The sequence below is a fragment of the Pontibacillus sp. ALD_SL1 genome, assembly GCF_017355605.1.
In genome coordinates this window covers 675,618-692,825 of the sequence record NZ_CP062975.1, presented here as the reverse complement: position 1 = coordinate 692,825, position 17,208 = coordinate 675,618, and the positions used below count along the sequence as shown (strand labels likewise).

17 protein-coding genes are annotated in these 17,208 nt (G+C 41.6%); 9 read left to right on the top strand and 8 right to left on the bottom strand.

The window, feature by feature from the left end:
* Positions 1-7: 7 nt before the first annotated feature.
* The 3 genes from IMZ31_RS22945 to IMZ31_RS22935 are packed head-to-tail and all read right to left on the bottom strand — an operon-like array spanning position 8 to position 3,084.
* Positions 8-1,207, bottom strand: coding sequence for an ABC transporter permease (locus IMZ31_RS22945; protein WP_207530767.1), 1,200 nt, complete (start codon positions 1,205-1,207; stop codon positions 8-10).
* A complete protein-coding gene (locus tag IMZ31_RS22940; protein WP_207531579.1) occupies positions 1,204-2,094 on the bottom strand; it encodes an ABC transporter ATP-binding protein in 891 nt (296 codons plus the stop codon). The genes IMZ31_RS22945 and IMZ31_RS22940 overlap by 4 nt, the downstream gene beginning before the upstream one ends.
* 60 nt (positions 2,095-2,154) lie before the next feature.
* Positions 2,155-3,084, bottom strand: a complete 930-nt coding sequence (locus IMZ31_RS22935) for a 3'-5' exonuclease (protein WP_207530766.1) — start codon at positions 3,082-3,084, stop codon at positions 2,155-2,157.
* A 193-nt stretch (positions 3,085-3,277) separates the two neighbouring features.
* On the opposite strand from IMZ31_RS22935, the gene IMZ31_RS22930 reads away from it, so the two are divergent.
* Positions 3,278-6,346 (top strand): efflux RND transporter permease subunit, encoded by a 3,069-nt coding sequence (locus IMZ31_RS22930; RefSeq protein ID WP_207530765.1) that lies wholly within the window; start codon positions 3,278-3,280, stop codon positions 6,344-6,346.
* A 74-nt stretch (positions 6,347-6,420) separates the two neighbouring features.
* Here IMZ31_RS22930 and IMZ31_RS22925 read toward each other — a convergent pair whose 3' ends face one another.
* From IMZ31_RS22925 to IMZ31_RS22910, 3 genes are all read right to left on the bottom strand, one after another.
* Positions 6,421-6,927, bottom strand: a complete 507-nt coding sequence (locus IMZ31_RS22925; RefSeq protein ID WP_207530764.1) for a hypothetical protein — start codon at positions 6,925-6,927, stop codon at positions 6,421-6,423.
* Between the two features lie 165 nt (positions 6,928-7,092).
* Positions 7,093-8,112, bottom strand: coding sequence for a 5'-3' exonuclease (locus tag IMZ31_RS22920; protein ID WP_207530763.1), 1,020 nt, complete (start codon positions 8,110-8,112; stop codon positions 7,093-7,095).
* 587 nt (positions 8,113-8,699) lie between these two features.
* On the bottom strand, positions 8,700-8,837 hold the full coding sequence (locus tag IMZ31_RS22910; RefSeq protein ID WP_207530762.1) for a hypothetical protein: 138 nt from the start codon (positions 8,835-8,837) through the stop codon (positions 8,700-8,702).
* 648 nt (positions 8,838-9,485) lie between these two features.
* Here IMZ31_RS22910 and IMZ31_RS24810 point away from each other — a divergent pair.
* The 8 genes from IMZ31_RS24810 (at position 9,486) to IMZ31_RS22875 (ending at position 14,071) form a co-directional block, all read left to right on the top strand.
* Positions 9,486-9,605, top strand: a complete 120-nt coding sequence (locus IMZ31_RS24810) for a hypothetical protein (RefSeq protein WP_371825514.1) — start codon at positions 9,486-9,488, stop codon at positions 9,603-9,605.
* Between the two features lie 110 nt (positions 9,606-9,715).
* On the top strand, positions 9,716-10,138 hold the full coding sequence (locus IMZ31_RS22905) for a glutamine synthetase beta-grasp domain-containing protein (RefSeq protein WP_207530761.1): 423 nt from the start codon (positions 9,716-9,718) through the stop codon (positions 10,136-10,138).
* A 70-nt stretch (positions 10,139-10,208) separates the two neighbouring features.
* Positions 10,209-11,258 (top strand): IS1595 family transposase, encoded by a 1,050-nt coding sequence (locus IMZ31_RS22900; RefSeq protein WP_207528076.1) that lies wholly within the window; start codon positions 10,209-10,211, stop codon positions 11,256-11,258.
* A 95-nt stretch (positions 11,259-11,353) separates the two neighbouring features.
* A complete protein-coding gene (locus IMZ31_RS22895) occupies positions 11,354-11,578 on the top strand; it encodes a hypothetical protein (RefSeq protein WP_188653570.1) in 225 nt (74 codons plus the stop codon).
* Positions 11,579-11,792: 214 nt separating this feature from the next.
* The gene (locus IMZ31_RS22890) at positions 11,793-12,137 is read left to right on the top strand and encodes a DUF6176 family protein (protein WP_207528075.1); all 345 of its coding nucleotides are present in this window, start codon (positions 11,793-11,795) and stop codon (positions 12,135-12,137) included.
* Between the two features lie 117 nt (positions 12,138-12,254).
* Positions 12,255-13,232 carry a glutamine synthetase family protein gene (locus IMZ31_RS22885; RefSeq protein ID WP_207531578.1) on the top strand — a complete coding sequence of 326 codons (978 nt, stop codon included), beginning with the start codon at positions 12,255-12,257 and terminating at the stop codon, positions 13,230-13,232.
* Between the two features lie 50 nt (positions 13,233-13,282).
* Positions 13,283-13,630: a hypothetical protein gene (locus IMZ31_RS22880; protein ID WP_207530760.1), complete on the top strand. Its 348-nt coding sequence runs from the start codon at positions 13,283-13,285 to the stop codon at positions 13,628-13,630.
* Between the two features lie 84 nt (positions 13,631-13,714).
* Positions 13,715-14,071: a hypothetical protein gene (locus tag IMZ31_RS22875; protein WP_207530759.1), complete on the top strand. Its 357-nt coding sequence runs from the start codon at positions 13,715-13,717 to the stop codon at positions 14,069-14,071.
* A gap of 51 nt (positions 14,072-14,122) precedes the next feature.
* On the opposite strand, the gene IMZ31_RS22870 is transcribed toward IMZ31_RS22875, so the two are convergent.
* Together IMZ31_RS22870 and IMZ31_RS22865 are read right to left on the bottom strand one after the other, a co-directional pair.
* Positions 14,123-15,709, bottom strand: coding sequence for a M20/M25/M40 family metallo-hydrolase (locus IMZ31_RS22870; RefSeq protein ID WP_207530758.1), 1,587 nt, complete (start codon positions 15,707-15,709; stop codon positions 14,123-14,125).
* A gap of 81 nt (positions 15,710-15,790) precedes the next feature.
* Positions 15,791-16,861 (bottom strand): RNA ligase, encoded by a 1,071-nt coding sequence (locus IMZ31_RS22865; protein ID WP_207530757.1) that lies wholly within the window; start codon positions 16,859-16,861, stop codon positions 15,791-15,793.
* Between the last annotated feature and the right edge of the window lie 347 nt (positions 16,862-17,208).

Here is a 17,208-nt window from a genome sequence, read left to right as displayed (position 1 = left end):
TCGAACTTTACAGTTCGCTTTTCAGCCCCTTCTTCATTCGGACTTTTTTGCGTTTCCCGACCGTGACACCATGCTGATACCAGCGCTGGCACCAATACGAGATGATCCAGGTTGATCCACTGAACACAATTAATGAAGCAACAATCTCCGCTGTTGCAATTTCATCCAAAAGGATTCTAGTGAATAAAACCATCGGTGTGAAGAAAGGCAAATACGTAGCAGCGATAATCAGCGGGTGATCAGGGAAAAACGTAGCGGCAATGCCAACACCAAAAGAAATCATCCCTAAGAACACAAGAGGAGTGAGAAGCGGTTGCAGTTCCTCGATTTTCTTAACAAGAGAACCAACCGTGGCGTAGAGGAGCGCATAAAAACCAAAACCTATTACAAAGAAGAAAACAAACCACAAAACATTCCCCAGAGCCAGTTCACTTAATGACACACTCATAATAATAAAATTCATGGTCCCTTTCTGTTCAAAACCTAGCGATTTTACAACCAACAAACTTCCGACCAGAACTCCGACCTGGATCATTCCAGCTGTTAACGCTGAAGCAATCTTTGCGTAAAGAAAATAAAGGGGCTTTGCTTTTGGTAACAATAATTCCATTACTTTTGAAGATTTCTCGCTCGCCACACTCATGGCAACCGATTGAGCGTACCCCATGATAAAGACATACATCAGGAACAAGAACGGGTAAATTAACTCGACATTCGTATCCTGATGTTGGATTGGGTAGTGGTGAATGGGGATGGGGTCCTTTAAGCTCATGGCTGCTTCATGGTCTACTTCATATTGTTGTATAAACTGAGACACTTGAACCGTTTTAACGTCACGCATAAATGAATCGACAAGCGCTCTGTTCTGTTGATGGCGGAAGTAATAATCGATCGCAAACGTCCCCTCTTGGCTCGTTACAAGCAGAACGTGATCCACATTGTTTTCATTCACCTCTTTTTGGATATAATCCCTGGTCATGTCCTCGTAATATTCCAGCTGGTAGGTTTCCCTCAATCCATCATTTATCTGCTTATCTTCCAACCCCACAACCCAAACCTTCGGTTTTTCGCTCGTTAGAGAAGCCTGATAGTTAAAATAAGAAGCGGCTAAAATAAATAAAATCATAATAGAACAAGAGATTAAAAACCCTTTTTGTTTCAACATTTCCTTAACATGAAACGTGTATATCGTTAGAAAAGTTCTCATGTAGCACTCACCTTCTCTACGAAAATTTCATGAAGGCTTTTTTCTCTCAATATAAAACGACGAACCCCTATACCTGCTTCAACCATCTCTTTGTGGATCTCATATGCTTCCAGCGTATTCAAAATGGGAATCTTATAGACCTCGTTTGTTTCTGTATACTTGATTTTTCTACTTTCAAACCATTGACTCAACGAACATTCCGCCTTTACTTCGACAAAACCTGCCCCCTCTTTCTTTTGTATGCTGTCTAACTCTCCTTTTAGAACAACCTCCCCATTTTTGAGAAGTACTATATCCTGACAAAACCGCTCCATTTGTTCCATTCTGTGACTCGACAGGATCACGGTTTTCCCTTTCTCGATTAATTCCGAAATGATGTTCGAAAACACTTCCGCGTTGATGGGATCGAGGCCACTAAATGGCTCATCTAAGATAATAAGTTCAGGATTATGCAACAGGGCAGCGATGAACTGAATTTTTTGTTTGTTCCCTTTTGACAATTCATGAACATATTTTGTTTTATATGATGGAATATCCAATTTATTTAACCAGTAATTTATAGAAGCTTCCGCTTCGTCCTTTGTCATATTCTCTAATTTACCAAAATAAAAGAGTTGTGATCCGACCTTTGTTTTTTCATATAACCCCCTTTCTTCTGGCAAATACCCCACAGAAACCTTGGATCGTTTAAAAGGTTCCCCGTCCCAGGTAATACATCCCTCATCGCTTTCAATAATTCCGAGTATCATTTTAATGGTTGTAGACTTCCCTGCCCCGTTATGCCCGAGAAGACCGAGCACCTTCCCTTTACCTACGGTAAACGAAACATTTTGGACGCCCACGCCTCCTCCAAACATTTTCCTCAATTCTTCCACTTTCAACATCAGCCTTCCCCCTTTTGTTTTATCTTTTCTACACAAAAAGAAAAACCCATTTTATTACGGGTTTCAGCTTACACTTTTTAGAAGGCGTTTCTTTTCTTGCAGCTCCCTTAAGACGGATTGAGAAACACTTCCCTGAAGAACAGCAGGGTATGTCAGCTTACGAGAAATCTCGTCCAAATTTAACTCCGAAAGGATCGGGTTCCCCCCTAATGTTTCCAATTCTTTTCGCACGTTATATAGCTTCCTAACCCCTTTTTGATAGCGGTCGTTTTGGTCATGCTTTGTAATAACCTCAATCGATCTTTTCAGTTTTGTTTCATAGACTTCAATGACCCTCAGCTGAATTCGGCCCTTTTCAGCTTCTGATAGACGAGCACCCGCCTCATCTTTTCCGTTTTTTTCGATGCAAAGTGAGTCCGTACCCAACACTCGTTCCTCAATCGATAACAAGGAATTATATAGATCGTGTTGATTCACTTTCTCCCAAATTCGATATGTATTATAAGCATCAAACTTAGGATTATGTCGTTCTCCTATAAAAACTTGATCATAAAGCCCTAAGGCATATTCCAATGACCTCGTGCAACCTGCTATCTCCATAAATTCTTCCTGGAAATTTACGTACCGTTCCCTAATGGTGTTCCACTCCCGCTGGAAGGGGGTCCCCGCTAAATCCAATTCCAGTCTTTTGATATCGTTGTTTCCCCATGCATAAAACATGCACCCTTCTACATCTCCGACAAAAGAAAGGAATTCTTCGAATACTTCAAGGAACGATTTAGCGTTGTTCATGTGATGATTTTTGATACCTGTAAGTCTTGTGCAATAAGAGGAAATCCTCCCTTTGTCAGGTTTCACATAGCGGTCGAAGAAATGAGGTGTCTTGCTTTGGTTATTTAATAGGCAAGCCCCTAGCCTAATGGTTTTTTGTTCAGAAAAGCATTTATATTGAGGGCCGCACAACATTTCCAAATCGAAGAAAACTCGTTTCACTATATTCACCCTTTCGGTTTTATATAGTTTAGTTGATATCTCATAAAAGTGAACAGCCTTTTACGCAGAGACTGTCACACCAAATGCTAAACGTTTGTACCACAGGAAAAAAACACGTTTCTTTGACTTTTTCTTAGCCTTGAAGCGATTTTGGTGCTAATATCCCTCTGTTTTAGACAAGGGAGATGATAATGTGAATTTCACAAAGTGGTCGGTTAAACAACCTATTTCGATAATAATGATCATGTGTTTTGTATTGATCATGGGAGGCGTTTCGTTTTCGAATTTAAAAACGGAATTGATGCCTAACATTTCCCCTCCTGTTGTTGCGGTTATGACATCGTACCCTGGAGCTGGTCCAGAAGAAGTCGAACGAACCCTGACAGAACCCTTAGAAGGAATGTTAGGAACCGCTTCTGGTATCAAAACACTGGAATCAAGAAGTTCTCAAGGGTCTTCTCTGATTATTATCCAGTATGATTGGGAAACCGACATAGCAGAAAAACGCAACGAAACCGCTGCTCTGTTAGAACAAGTTTCGCTTCCTGATGATGCCTTAGACCCTGTTGTTTTAAAATTTGATCCCACTATGATGCCCCTTATGACATTCAGTGTATCTAACGGGCAACAGCTGGACGAATTACAGGAAAGTGTTGAGGATGATTTGATCCCATCACTTCTCTCTGTTGAAGGAGTAGCTGATATTACGGTTGCAGGAAGCAGAGATGAAGAAATCCTTGTTTCTCTGGACCCTCATAAATTAGAAGATTTTAACCTTACCCAACAAAGCGTGACTCAATTCATCCGCTCACAGCATATCACCTTTCCTGGCGGAACGGTTGAAGATGACGGGCGGTCATTGAATCTTAGAGTATTAAGTGAAATAGATAGCATTAAAAAACTGGAAGATACACCTGTTTCACTTCACAATGGTCTGGTTTTATTAAAAGACATAGGCACGATTTCAAAAGTGCAGACGGATAAGATGGTCAGTGCTTATCAAGATGGAAAAGAAAGCCTTCTGCTAGAAATCAAAAAAGAAGGTGACGCAAACTCTGCTCTGGTCGCAAAAGATCTTCGCGAGATTCTCGCAGAGTACGAAGAAGACGGTTTTGCCTTCTCTGTATCCTTGGACCAGGGGGAAGCAATAGATAAGTCCGTATCAAACGTTACCAAAGCTCTATTATATGGCGCACTATTCGCCATCGTTGTCATTCTACTATTTCTGAAATCAATCCGTGCCACCTTGATAATCGGAGTAGCCATCCCGTTTTCGGTGGTATCAACGTTTGTCCTTATGTATTTCACGGACTTGTCCCTCAATATTATGTCACTCGGTGGTCTGGCGCTTGGTATCGGGATGCTTGTTGATAATGCCATTGTTGTTATCGAAAACATCTACCGTCATTTACGGTCTGGGAAACAGAAACACACCGCGGCCATAAATGGAACACTAGAAATAAGCGGCGCTGTTACGGCTTCGATGCTGACAACACTTTCCGTCTTCCTCCCCATTGTATTCGTGGGCGGAATGATTGGGGATCTTTTCAAAGAATTGGCGATAACCGTTGTATTTTCCCTACTCTCATCCTGGGCCGTAGCTTTGACGGTTGTCCCGTCCCTGGCAACCCTTATGTTAAAAGAGAAAAAGAAAAACACAGAACGAAACCGCTGGTATGAAAACATCCTACGCTACTCCTTGCGTCACCGTTTGGCAACGCTATTCGGCGCTTTTGTTTTATTTCTCTTTTCCTTTCTTCTTATCCCCTCAGTTGGAACTGAGTTCATGCCACAGCAGGACGAAGGAAGTTTTGTGATTGATATTGAAACCCCGCACGGCAGCACGACGGAGACCACATATAAGACGGTTCAGGAAGTTCAAGGCATTCTGGATGACCTCAAAGAAGTAGACCGCTACACGTCCACCATCGGTAGCACAGATGCTATTCGATCAAGCGCATCTGGAACATCCTACAATCATGCGAGCATAACGGTAAACTTAATCCCTGATGAAAAGCGTTCTTTAAGCACTAGAGACGTCCTGCAAGAGATAGACCAACAGATCAGCTTTTCAGACAACACCTCCATCACTCTTACAGAAACCAATTCAATGAGCGCATTAAGCGGAGATGGGAACACGATTGATATTTTGTTATCAGGAAAAGACTCAGACCATCTGTCCCATGTTTCAAAAGAACTTTCCCGCTCTATCGAAGAAAACATCGATTCCGTTACAGAAGTTATTTCGAGCGAAGAAGAATCAAAACCTGAAATTCAGTTTCTTATTAATCGAGAAAATGCGTTTAAACACGGGGCATCACCTGTTGCCATCGGCACCTTTATCAATGAAATGGTAAAAGGACAACACGTATTCACAATGAGCGAGAACGGGGAAGATTGGAAAGTTCACGTTAAAACACTTGATGTTCGGTCCGACCTCTCCTCTCTCGGAAACACGGAAATGACAACCTCCCTCGGCCGAGTACCGCTTTCTGAACTCGGCACATTTAAAGAAGGAAATGGACCTGTCCTGATCACACGCCAGAACGGAGAACGCGTCATTTCTTTAAAAGCTCACTACGAAAACGGGGACATGGGTTCTCTCATTCGACTCATTGATGACGAGATCGAAGCGTTCATCGATGAAAATGATACAGGACATGTCAGCATCGATATTTCAGGCGGTGCCGAAACCATGAAGGACTCATTCCAAAAACTCACACTAGCACTTGTATTAGCCATTGTGTTTGTGTACATGGTTATGGCAAGCGTATTCCAGTCTCTTTCTCAGCCGCTTATCATTATGGCAAGCCTTCCGTTTGCCCTGATTGGTGTGGTGTATGGTCTTTTCCTATCAGGATATGCCTTCGGTATCACCGCTTTTATCGGTATTATTATTCTTGTTGGGATCGTCGTAAACAACGCCATCGTTTTCATTGATTACTTCAATACGTTATCTCGAGAAAAAGAACTTCCGATTCATGAGGCCCTTATGGAAGCTGGAACCACTCGCCTTCGTCCGATTGTCATGACTGCCCTGACGACGATGCTTGGGCTACTTCCTCTCGCTCTTGGCACTGGAGAAGGAGCACAGATGCAAGCCCCGATGGGAATAGCGGTCATAGGCGGTTTATTAACATCCACCCTTCTAACCCTTGTTGTCATTCCTGTCATGATCAGTTTGTTAGGTAGTGCAAAAAACGTGCGGAAAACCGTAAAAGCAGTCCTAAAAAAATTGAAGGAAGAAGACACTTTGAAATAAAACGAATGAGCCAAACCCAGACAAAAAAGACGCTTGGATTTCTCCATGCGTCTTTTTAGGTGTAGTATTACCATTTACTTTTCGACAATTGTATCTCCTTGAAATTCATAGGAGTCAAATTCAAACTTATTAATCGATATACTAAAGTATTTCGTTTCACCAGGGTTTATCCCTCCATCAGGGATATGCGTCATGTAGTCTTTTACAATCTGATCATTTTCATCAAAGAAATACACGCTGAAATACCCATCGAGAGCAACAGAACCGTTGTTCGTGATCTCCCCTGTTAAATCACCCGTACTTGTAGACGTTGACCATTGTACCGACGTATTGGAAATATGGAGATTCTCAAAGTTGCTTTTATATTGAACCTCTTTTGTTTTTTCAGGATCTTCATCCTGTATGTAGGTTTCGCCACTTCGCAAGGCGTTAATTTCCTTTTGTACTTCGGTCGCTTTCAAATACTCCCCCTGAACAACCAAACGATCCACCTCTTTATTTAACTCTTCAATTTTTGCTTCCGTTGAACATGCGGATAACACGAACAACGAAACGATTATCATCAATATGACTCTTTTCATGTCCCTCTCCCTTTCCAGCTAAGTACAACATACGTGTATGTTCCATAGAAAAATTAACATAAATTCAATAGGTGTACCATAAAAAAACCAAAACCAGGCGATTTTTTGAAGCAAAAAAGAGACGGAGTCCACGGGGGATTTCGTCTCTCTAATCCATTATGGATCTCATATTTTAAGAATACTGTAAAATCCGTATTTCTTAAAAATGCGTTCTTTCTTATCGTGATTGATTCTTACTTTCAATCGTTCCAACGGCAGGGTACTATATGCCTCAAGATTTCTTTCGATCGTGGCAAGCTCTTTGCTCAGCAAAGCTGCTTTTTCTCCCGCATATTCCTCATCTGATTTCTTTAACAATGCGCCAAGAGGTACGCGTGTAATACCTTTTTGAGCCAACTGTTCTTTCAGTTTTTTCAATTCCTTCTGATCTTTACCCTGGATGGACTCATATAATTTCTCAATCGTTCCATATTCTCTGAGCAACTCCGTCGCTTTAACAGAACCCACTCCCTTAACACCAGGGATGTTATCGCTCGAATCCCCTTCTAATGCTTTTAAATCAATGATTTGATGAGGCTCTAACCCGTATTCATCCTCGAAAGTTTGAAGATCATAGACAAACATATTGTGAGGAACCTCGAGATCCCTCGGATCAATGCCCCTTTTTTTATATTTTAGAGCCGCTTCCCTCGTAGGCATCCATACCGATGTGTGTTCAGAAACGAGCTGTAAACAATCCTTATCTTTTGTAATTACGATAACTGGGATCTTACCCTCAAACCTTTCAACAAGCGTTCCAATAATGTCATCCGCTTCATGCCCTTCAAGCCTCGTTTGAGGAATTCCCATGTGCGCCAATATGTCTTGCATCACAGGGAACTGTTGACTGAGTTCAGGCCTTGTTTCTTCTCTTGTAGCTTTATATCCCGCATATTTTTTTCTTCGTAACAAGATATCCCGATTCACATCCCAGCATACCACCATATGAGTAGGCTTTTGGTGTTTGATCAACTTCAATATCTTATCTGTCATCGTAAACGCTCCATTGGTATAAACCCCGTCCTCTGTTTTCATAGCCTGTTTAAACGCTTTTTCTTTCTCTTCTTCCGTTTTATACCTTGGCAAACTCCCATAAAATGATGAATGAAGCATCGATGACCCGTCTATCAGCATCAGTTTTTCCAAGCCGATCCCTCCCTTATGGTCTTCTTATTGTAATCGGAAGGATGAGCTTGTGAACAAAAAGCCATAAGAAAATGGGAAATCACTCGTTTTGCTACGATAAGAACCGATTTTTTTCTTCTTGGGACGGCAACTCGCAAACACCTTTAGAACAAAACCATTTGTGCCTATGTTTTGCGAATACGCCATACCAAAAACCTCTTAGAGGCTTCGGTTTGATGATCAACACATAAACATACGCTCACAATCCTTTCAAATTTTTGCAAAACACAAAGAGCCCCCGCAGATTGCAAAAAATAACACGTGCCCCCTTCAATAAATACGGAACGATCCGCATTCCCTGGTACGTTATGCTCGTCCATTAGCCTCTTCCCTATATCACTGTTCAAGGAAGCGAATGGAAAGAGCCTGTTCGGGCCTCTTTTTATGATGAATTGGACACTGCTATCGCAAAAAATGGCACATGCCGTCAAACAAAATAATTCGTTCCATCTTCTCCCCCTTTTAGCTAACCCTTCCTCGATAAAATCTCATAAGTTTTAAAAAATGGAAACTCCCCATAAAAAAACACCCTTCTAATAAGAGTGTTTTCAGCGCTCATCCCTCCATCTATCTGTATTGTTGCATTTTTCGCACCAGACCAGATTTTGGTTGGCATCACTATTAATCCGACCTCCGCAGTCTTTACAAAACCCTTCTTTTGAGATCCAAGTTTCCCGTTCGTACATATAATCCCCCCTTCTCTGTTTTAGTTATCGTTTAACATGAAAGCGAAAACATCCTTTAGATTACTGTATGTTCTTCCGAACCCCCTTATACGAAAAAGCACGCAATAACCGTCACGGGTACCATAACGAGACAGGGGACGGATAAAAGGATCAGGCTCATTAACCTACTCCCCAAGATAGTAAAACCCAATTTTTGCAAAGGCCACAACATTAAAATGCTGCTAAGAATATGTATTCTCTGTTGCGAAGGTTGCGGCAAAAGGATACAATATCAGTACAGGGAACGGACGTTCGTATTTCGTCTCCAGAATAGCCTTTTTACGATCGCTCACTGTCCGTTCCCTCCCCTTTTCATTAGGTTGGATTAGATGTCTGGTACATGTAAGAAGCACGAGCTGTGGTCGTACACGCTCATGCTTTTTTTATTTTTTCGCCTTAATACACGTTGATCGCCTCCCATAGGGTTAATAAAAAAGAAAGGGTGATCCTATGACGATTTATTTCTACTCTTGGAAAAAAGACTATTCCGAGTTCAGCAATTTCAGCCTTCATCCCATCGAGGTAAAAGGGCTAGTGTACCTCACAAATGAACACTACTTTCAACCTATCAAACATAACCCAGAGTAACCCTTCAAAATTTATGATTTAGTGGGGGGTGCTCCCTATGATCAGTTCTGGGGATGCGGGAAGAGCAGGAAGGGACACAATAAATTAGGCGAACTGTTAATGGAATTACGGAAAGAGTTAAGAACTCATAACACACGCTAAAAAACTCCCTCTCGGGAGTTTTTTACTCATGTTACATTTCCTCACATAGAAAGAGGATTCCTCAAATTCTTTCGTAAATACTTTCTATTACGAGAATAGGAGTGATAGAAATGACCCCAAAAGAAAAGGTTTTAGAAGCGGTCAAAGATGGTTGGGTTGAATTCATCCGATTGCAATTCACGGATTTATACGGAAACTTGAAGAATATAGAAGTGCCAGTAAACCAAATTCAAAAAGTATTAGATAACGAGATTATGTTTGACGGTTCCTCTATCGATGGATTTACAAGCATTGATTGCTCAGACCTCTATCTCGTCCCTGACCTTTCAACATGGGCTGTGTTTCCTCGTTCCATGGAAGGAGAAGCCCGAGTCGGCCGCTTCATATGCGATATCTATCAGCCAAACGGAGAGCCCTTTAGTGGAGACCCCCGTTACATATTGAAGAAAAACCTGGAGAAAATGAGGGATTTCCAGTGCCAGTTCGTTGTGGGACCAGAACCTGAATTTTTCTTATTCGAAAGGCTCTGTTAAAGTTTGTTGTTGATATTTGCCTAATTCGAACATTTGTTCTACAATAGAGTCATCAAATATGAGCTAGGTGATGACTGTGAGAGCAAGCGATATCCTTAAAGCCATTCAAAAACTTAATCCTTCAGAGAAGCATCGTTTACGAGAATATTTAATAGACGCTCTTACTGCGTCATCCTTAACAGGAACCGTACTGGATGAAATCTCAGAACGTAAAAATAAGGATGGCTATCGTTGTCCTGATTGCGAGTCAGAACATATTGTGCGGTTTGGGAAATACTCCACCACCGTGGATGGTGAAGAAGTGAAAAAACAACGTTATCGCTGTAAAGCCTGTCGAAAGACTTTTACTGACCTCACCAATACGGCATTATATAGAACTCGTCATCTCCACCGTTGGATGAAGTTTATCGAATGTATGATAGAAGGTTATTCGCTTCGTAAATCATCAGAGTTGATTGGTGGCGTTACTCATGTGACCTTGTTCTATTGGAGGCACAAGCTCTTGTCGGCATTAAAGCAAATGGAAAGTTCAAAATTCCAAGGTATCGTTGAAATGGACGAGACCTATTTCCTGTACTCTGAAAAGGGGAAAAGAAAGATAAAGGATAGAAAGCCTCGTAAACGTGGCGGGTCCGCTAAGAAACGTGGCATAAGCAACGAACAGGTATGTGTCTTAGTCGCAAGAGACCGTGACAAAATGACCTTTTCCCAGACGTTAGGGATGGGACGATTAACAAAAGAGCAATTAGACAAAGCCATCGGGCATAAACTTTCCCACGAGAATGTGTTATGCACAGATGCTTGGCGTGCTTTTAAAACCTACGCTGCTGAAAAGGAGTTATCGATTTACCAATTCAAATCTGACGGTAAAGTTCGCACCAAAGGTCTTTATCACATCCAAAACGTTAACAACTACCACCGAAGACTTAAAGGGTGGATACAGCGATTTAACGGTGTGGCGACCAAGTATCTGAACAATTATCTTGCGTGGTTTCAAGTGTTAGAGAGCATCCATCACCAAAGAAACGAAGTCACAATGAATGATATGATAATAAAAGGGAATTTAATTCCAAGTGTGGAAACTTATGATACACTTAGATTATCTAAGTTTACTGTATAAAGGTTATTTCTTTATTCAACTAACGAAGCAGGTTTGTTCAACAAGCTATACCTAGTTTATTGTACTTGCACGATTAAGAGAAAGAGGTGAATGAATTGAAAAAAGATGAAAAGATAACTGAATCCAATGAAGGGTACAGAAGGTTTAAATTAGTGTTTCACTCCATTATTCTCATTTTTGCATTATGTTTAATAGCTTCATCGTTTTTAGGTTTTGATGATATGGAAAGGGCTCCACTTTATTTATCAATAGGTATATTATTTTCCATCCAAAGCTTGTTTGGGTTACATAAAAGTGGAAAGCAAAAACTTGAACACTAAAGTTAAGGTATTAGGCTTGGTTCAACTAAAGGGTGCGATTGTTCAATAATGACGACCGCTTTTTACTAACGGGTGCAATAACAGGTTCGCTTAAGCAAAGATGAGTTAAAAACTTAGTGGAAATTGAGATTGTGGGTGCTTTTTAATATTAAATATCTAAATTTTCTGTTAAGATACAGTGGATTTTGAAACCCAAAAAAGGGAGGAGTATATTGTGAACGCAGAAATAACGAGATTTAGGGTTAAAGAGGGCAAGTCAGAACGAGTGGATGAATGGTTAAAGTTTTTGAACGATAATATGAAAGATGTTCTCGTTACGTTAGAGGGTGAAAAAATGTATGTTGAAACCATTTTTAGAGAGCATTTGAACGGAGAAGAGTTTTTATACTGGCATTCAGTACAAGGTGAAGGCGGACAAGAAGTAGAGCAATCGGATCATTGGATAGATAAAAAGCATTTAGAGTTCTGGGATGAATGTATAGACGACACCTTTAAGCCAATTGACTTGAAGACAGAAGTAGTTATGATCCCTCAAAAAGTAAGAAACAGCATGAACTAAGAGTAAATTAAACTGGACTTCTATTGAGAGGTCTCTTTTTGTGGAAACCTTGGTAACGCTCTAGTTTTGGAGATAATATTGTTCTTCAACAAACGGGTGCGTTAGTTTAATAAGACAATAAAACAAACAGAACTTCCATATAATTGGAAGTTCTGTTTTTTCTATAAATATCAACACTTAACTTTAACAGAGCCATTCGAAAAAGGAACACACACTCCTCACGATGAAGGGGCTTATTTTGATCTTCAACCTACGGATAAAGGGGAAAAGTGCCGAAGGGACATCGCTCATGCATTACAATCCCTCGGATACGAAGTCGAAGCTCTCCATCATGAGGTGGCAAGAGGGCAACATGAGATTGACTTCAAATTTTCGGATGCTTTAAAAACCGCTGATCACATCATCACATTTAAATACGTGGTACGTGCCATAGCCAGAAAACACGGACTAGAGGCAAGCTTTATGCCAAAACCGATAAAGGGCGAGAACGGGTCTGGCATGCATTGTCACCTATCCCTTTTCGGGTCAAACCGTAATCTCTTTTACGATCAGAGCAAGGAAAATGGAATGTCCGACCTTATGCGCCATTTTATGGCAGGTATTCTCCATCACGCCTCCGCTTTACCTGCTATCACGAACCCTACTGTCAATTCATATAAACGCCTGGTGCCTGGATTTGAAGCCCCCGTCAATATCGCATGGTCAAGAAGCAACCGCTCTTGTATGATTCGAGTCCCAGCCAAGTCAGGGGATGGAACACGATTTGAGGTCCGAAACCCCGATCCTAGCGCCAATCCTTATTTAGCCCTTTCCGTGCTGCTTACAGCAGGTCTTGATGGGTTGAATCGAAAATTACCATTGCCAAAAGAGTGCACACGAAACTTGTTTGCTCTGTCACAGAACGACATTGAAGACCTCGGTATTGAATCCCTACCATCTAATCTTGCAGAAGCGGTATCCTCATCCTCAAGAAACAGGTTAATCCAGCATACATTAGGGGACCACGCATTCACCTGTTACATGGAGAAGAAGCAAGATGAATGGAATACCTATAATCAGTATGTAACCACCTTTGAGCGCAACCTTTCTTACTAGGTTGCATAACCTCTTTCTGCCACTCATAGGGTAGGATAGGAGGTGATTCGTTGGCCGACATTTTATCGTTCGAAGACCATGTAGCGAAAAAACAAAGAGAACCATCTTTCAACGAGGATATGATCGTCTTTCACACGTGCTTTGATTATCTTATGCTGATGAATATCAATGCGCTTGGTGTAAAAGGAAGAGATCAGACCCTTCAACTATTCGAAGCCGATAAGGATAAGTTTCAAATGTATTTTTATTCCGTAGCAGCTGACCTGAACCTAACCCCGCTGATCCCAGATGAAGATTTACCAGAAGAGGATCCTTTCGGAAAGTACCCTACCTTCGATAAGGTGTTTATGTACTTTATAAGAAAACGACATCAACAGCTCACCCCTAAACGTCAGTGAACAACTGACGTTTTTTAACTTTTTTGGTACAATATGATAAACGATACATAAGGCGGTGTTCCTATCCTCATTGTCAGTAAACGCGTGGGAGAAAAACTGAAAAAAGCAAAAGTTCCGAAACACAACGACTTATTATCTCGAATAATCGAAGGAGAACCAGAAGGCTTACGTCTCCCATTGGATATCGTTTTGTGGGCAGACAGTTTAGCTCCTTTCAAAGAACACCCTCCTAATATGATCCTTATTCATCAATCTGATATCATCATGCAAATAGAAGGAGATGCTTTCTTCACTTCGCACGATGGAGATGGGAACCCTGTCGGACTGTCTCTCCAACAAAAAGAATGGCTCCAAAAAAACGTTAAAGTCGTCGGTGAAGCTGGAAAGGACGAAAAAAATACGTACCCCTTGTATGGGATTCTTTTTGAAAAACCACTTTAAAGAAGAACGCACAAAGGGTGTGCGCTTTTTTTCATCCATACCGAGGTCTGCCTACTCTCGAAACAAAGTATGCAGGCTTTCCTCCAAAATCTCAGGCAATATTCCGAAGCTGTAAACCGCTTCAACCCTTTCCGTTCTTTGGTGAGGGTCCTTCCCATATGGTCCAATGTTTAAAACAGGTGCCTGTAAATCGCGGATATCCTCAAACGGCAATGCGTATCCCCTTTGGTACATCGGCACGTTTTGTATGAATTCCTCCATTTCCTCTTCTGTTTCATTGATTTGAACGAAACTTAAATCGCTCATCCCGTTGAAATATTGCTGAACCTTTACTGGTGAATGACATAAGGATTCCAGTGCACGGGATGCCTCTTCCGCCACACGGCGGATCTCTTTATTATGGTGCGAAGAAACAGCTGGATAAAACGGCGGTGCATAAAACAGAACGATCATAGGAGCCAAGTCTTTACAAAGAAAGGACAAGTCTTGAACGATGGAAGCGGTAAAATCCCGATCTCCCGTTCCGCCTCTTTTGCTTTCTAGGTAGTCTAAACGCCGCCTGACCTCGCCTTCCCCATGCAATCGGACAGCTTCTTGCTTTAGCTCTTCAAACGTGAACACGTTCACTTTCTGAGTTACCCCTTCGTCCATGTACTTCTTTTCTATATTTCCAACCGCTTCATGCGCAATTTCTAACAGTTCTTTTGTAAGTTGTCGGATGGGTTTCTTCATATAGAATACATTGAACATACATACCGATGAATGAGGAGTTTGAACAGAATAGTGTTCTTTATAATCTTTTTGTATAAGATTAACGGGAGGAGGCGTTCGTTCCCCCTCCACTTCTTCACAAAATGTTCGGTTCAGTTCCATTAATCCTGTGAGGGTAGCTGTCATATAATTGGAATTAAGCCCCCGATACGGCTCTCCGACATGCGTTTCTTTTCCCAAGCAAAAAAAGCCAGGAAGAACCTTTCCAATTGAACCCGTATAAATGTATTTGTTAGGATCATCAGGGATGTTTTGAAACATTGGCTCTCCGTTTAATACAGCACAGTACTCTAAACCGTACCGCTTTTTAAAATCCATCAAAAGAGGAACGGCTGACAACATTCCCGCGCTGTTTACTTCTTCGTCTGGAACACTGACCATCAATACATTTCCTTGGAATGCTCCAGATGCTGCTTTTTCGATCATGGACATATGGAGGGCAACCCCTGCTTTCATATCCATAGACCCTCGGCCGAACTTCCATTCTTCCCCGCCTCTATTCACATCTTCCGTTACCGCAGAAGGAAAATTGTCTAGCTTTGTTTTATACTCCTTCGTCAAATCTTCCGTCATAAATGCAAGGTGTCTGAAGTTTCCGTAATCTTCAACATCAACAACATCAAAATGACTCAACAAGATGACCGTGCGAGAGGCGCCTGGTTTTTTCACCAGCGCTGTCAGAAACTTTCGCCCATCGTTTGTCGGGTGTAACCTGAGGTGATCTCCGTTCGTTTTAAAATAAGGCAAGGAGCGGAGCTCTCGTTGGATCATCTCTGCCTGGGCAATCTCGCCATGTGTCCCCGTCACACTAGGCACCTCTACAAGCCGTTTGTGCAATTGAATCAGTTCATTTTTTGTTTGCCACATAAAAACCCCACCTTCCCCAAACACTGCTGGCGTTACAGCGCCAGTAATCGCTTCAATTATTGATGCACATACAGCTGCTGTTTATCCCTCTTGTTCAAAGGGGAAAACCATTTGTTTATAGTGATGATGGAAATGCTTCCTAATAATCGGAGCCAATTCCTTTCCATCCAATAACGCGAACATCAATCGCTTCATCAATGGATCAAGGTGTTGAATGGCTTTTTTATACACCTTCCGATCCTCTGTATTTCCAACAGAAGAGAAAAGCATTTCTGCTCGTTCACAAAGATCATAAAGGTTATGGTTAATATACACCACTTTCCTCTCCGCTTCTTCGTGAAATTCTTCGGGCAATCGTTCCAACACACTTTCTATCCCCCCAGCAGCCCAACTCTGAATGATGGTTTTATCCAGCTTGTTGTGCATACGGTGATGATTCAAGTACCCGTTCGTTTTGTACTTGACCCGAAGATCCTCCCCTGGCCACCAGGCGACAACCCCCTCTAACGCATGGCTGGTCGAAAGAAGGAGTGCTTCAACATCCCCCTCATAAAGCTCAACGACAGGCATCCCCCAACGTTTCCCCCATTCCATTAACTGCTCATAGAGGTATTCCTCGCCCGTGAAGCGGTTGTAAGCCCCGATGACTACGAGTTGTTCCTTCTCTTTATAGTCAACGATGACTTTTGTTTTGGGACTGATAATCTCTGCTAGCACGGTTACTTCATCAGGTATAAGGGCTCCCTGATAGTGATTGCTCCACAAGCGGTCAGCTTCCTGAGATTGCTCACTCGTAAAACTTCCTCTTGTTGCCCACTTGATCTTTCCGTCTCGCCGATAAAGGATTCCGAGGGAACCATCATATTTAATCCCGTACAGTGGGGTTTTATCCTGAGCCGTTTTAACACTTTGTAATGGTTCGTTGATGCCAAAAAATTTCGGGAAAGGTTTAGCCAACACCTCACCCGTTCGCTCATGCAATATAAGTCCTCGGCAAGCCATTGTTACACGATTCCAATGACGCTGATTAACAGTCTTCTTTGTATAATTGTATAAGGAAACCTCATGATCTTCTGGATGAGGAACCCTTGAAATATACCCCAACTGTTCGTGGCACTTCAAATCCTCCAGCGTGAAACCTAAGTAATCCACTAAGCATCACCCCTTTGTTAGGCAATGCTCCTGAAAATACCAAAACCCTTTTCTCAAAAAAATGAAAAAGACCTTTTGAGAAAAAAATTCACACGCTCTTCTTACTCTAAATCTTTTTTGAGATTCCTAGTCTCACTTTTTGGAACTCAATCTCTACATACGTTCCTGTATATGATTCTTAGTAGACGTTTTGCCACAAAAAACACTTTTACCAATCGGACTGTTTTGGCCCTTTTTCTGTTAAGACACGAGTCCTTCTTCGCATTTTTCTAAAAAGCATCAAAAAACGGTATTTTTGTTTATATTTTGCGTATTGATTCTCATTTTACTGAAACAAACCCCCTGCT

Bases quoted from the DNA above. Each gene is read 5' to 3' on its own strand.
- IMZ31_RS22945 (WP_207530767.1), bottom strand. From the start codon at position 1,207: ATGAGAACTTTTCTAACGATATACACGTTTCATGTTAAGGAAATGTTG.
- IMZ31_RS22925 (WP_207530764.1), bottom strand. From the start codon at position 6,927: ATGAAAAGAGTCATATTGATGATAATCGTTTCGTTGTTCGTGTTATCC.
- IMZ31_RS22910 (WP_207530762.1), bottom strand. From the start codon at position 8,837: ATGTACGAACGGGAAACTTGGATCTCAAAAGAAGGGTTTTGTAAAGAC.
- IMZ31_RS22905 (WP_207530761.1), top strand. From the start codon at position 9,716: ATGACCCCAAAAGAAAAGGTTTTAGAAGCGGTCAAAGATGGTTGGGTT.
- IMZ31_RS22900 (WP_207528076.1), top strand. From the start codon at position 10,209: ATGACTGTGAGAGCAAGCGATATCCTTAAAGCCATTCAAAAACTTAAT.
- IMZ31_RS22870 (WP_207530758.1), bottom strand. From the start codon at position 15,709: ATGTGGCAAACAAAAAATGAACTGATTCAATTGCACAAACGGCTTGTA.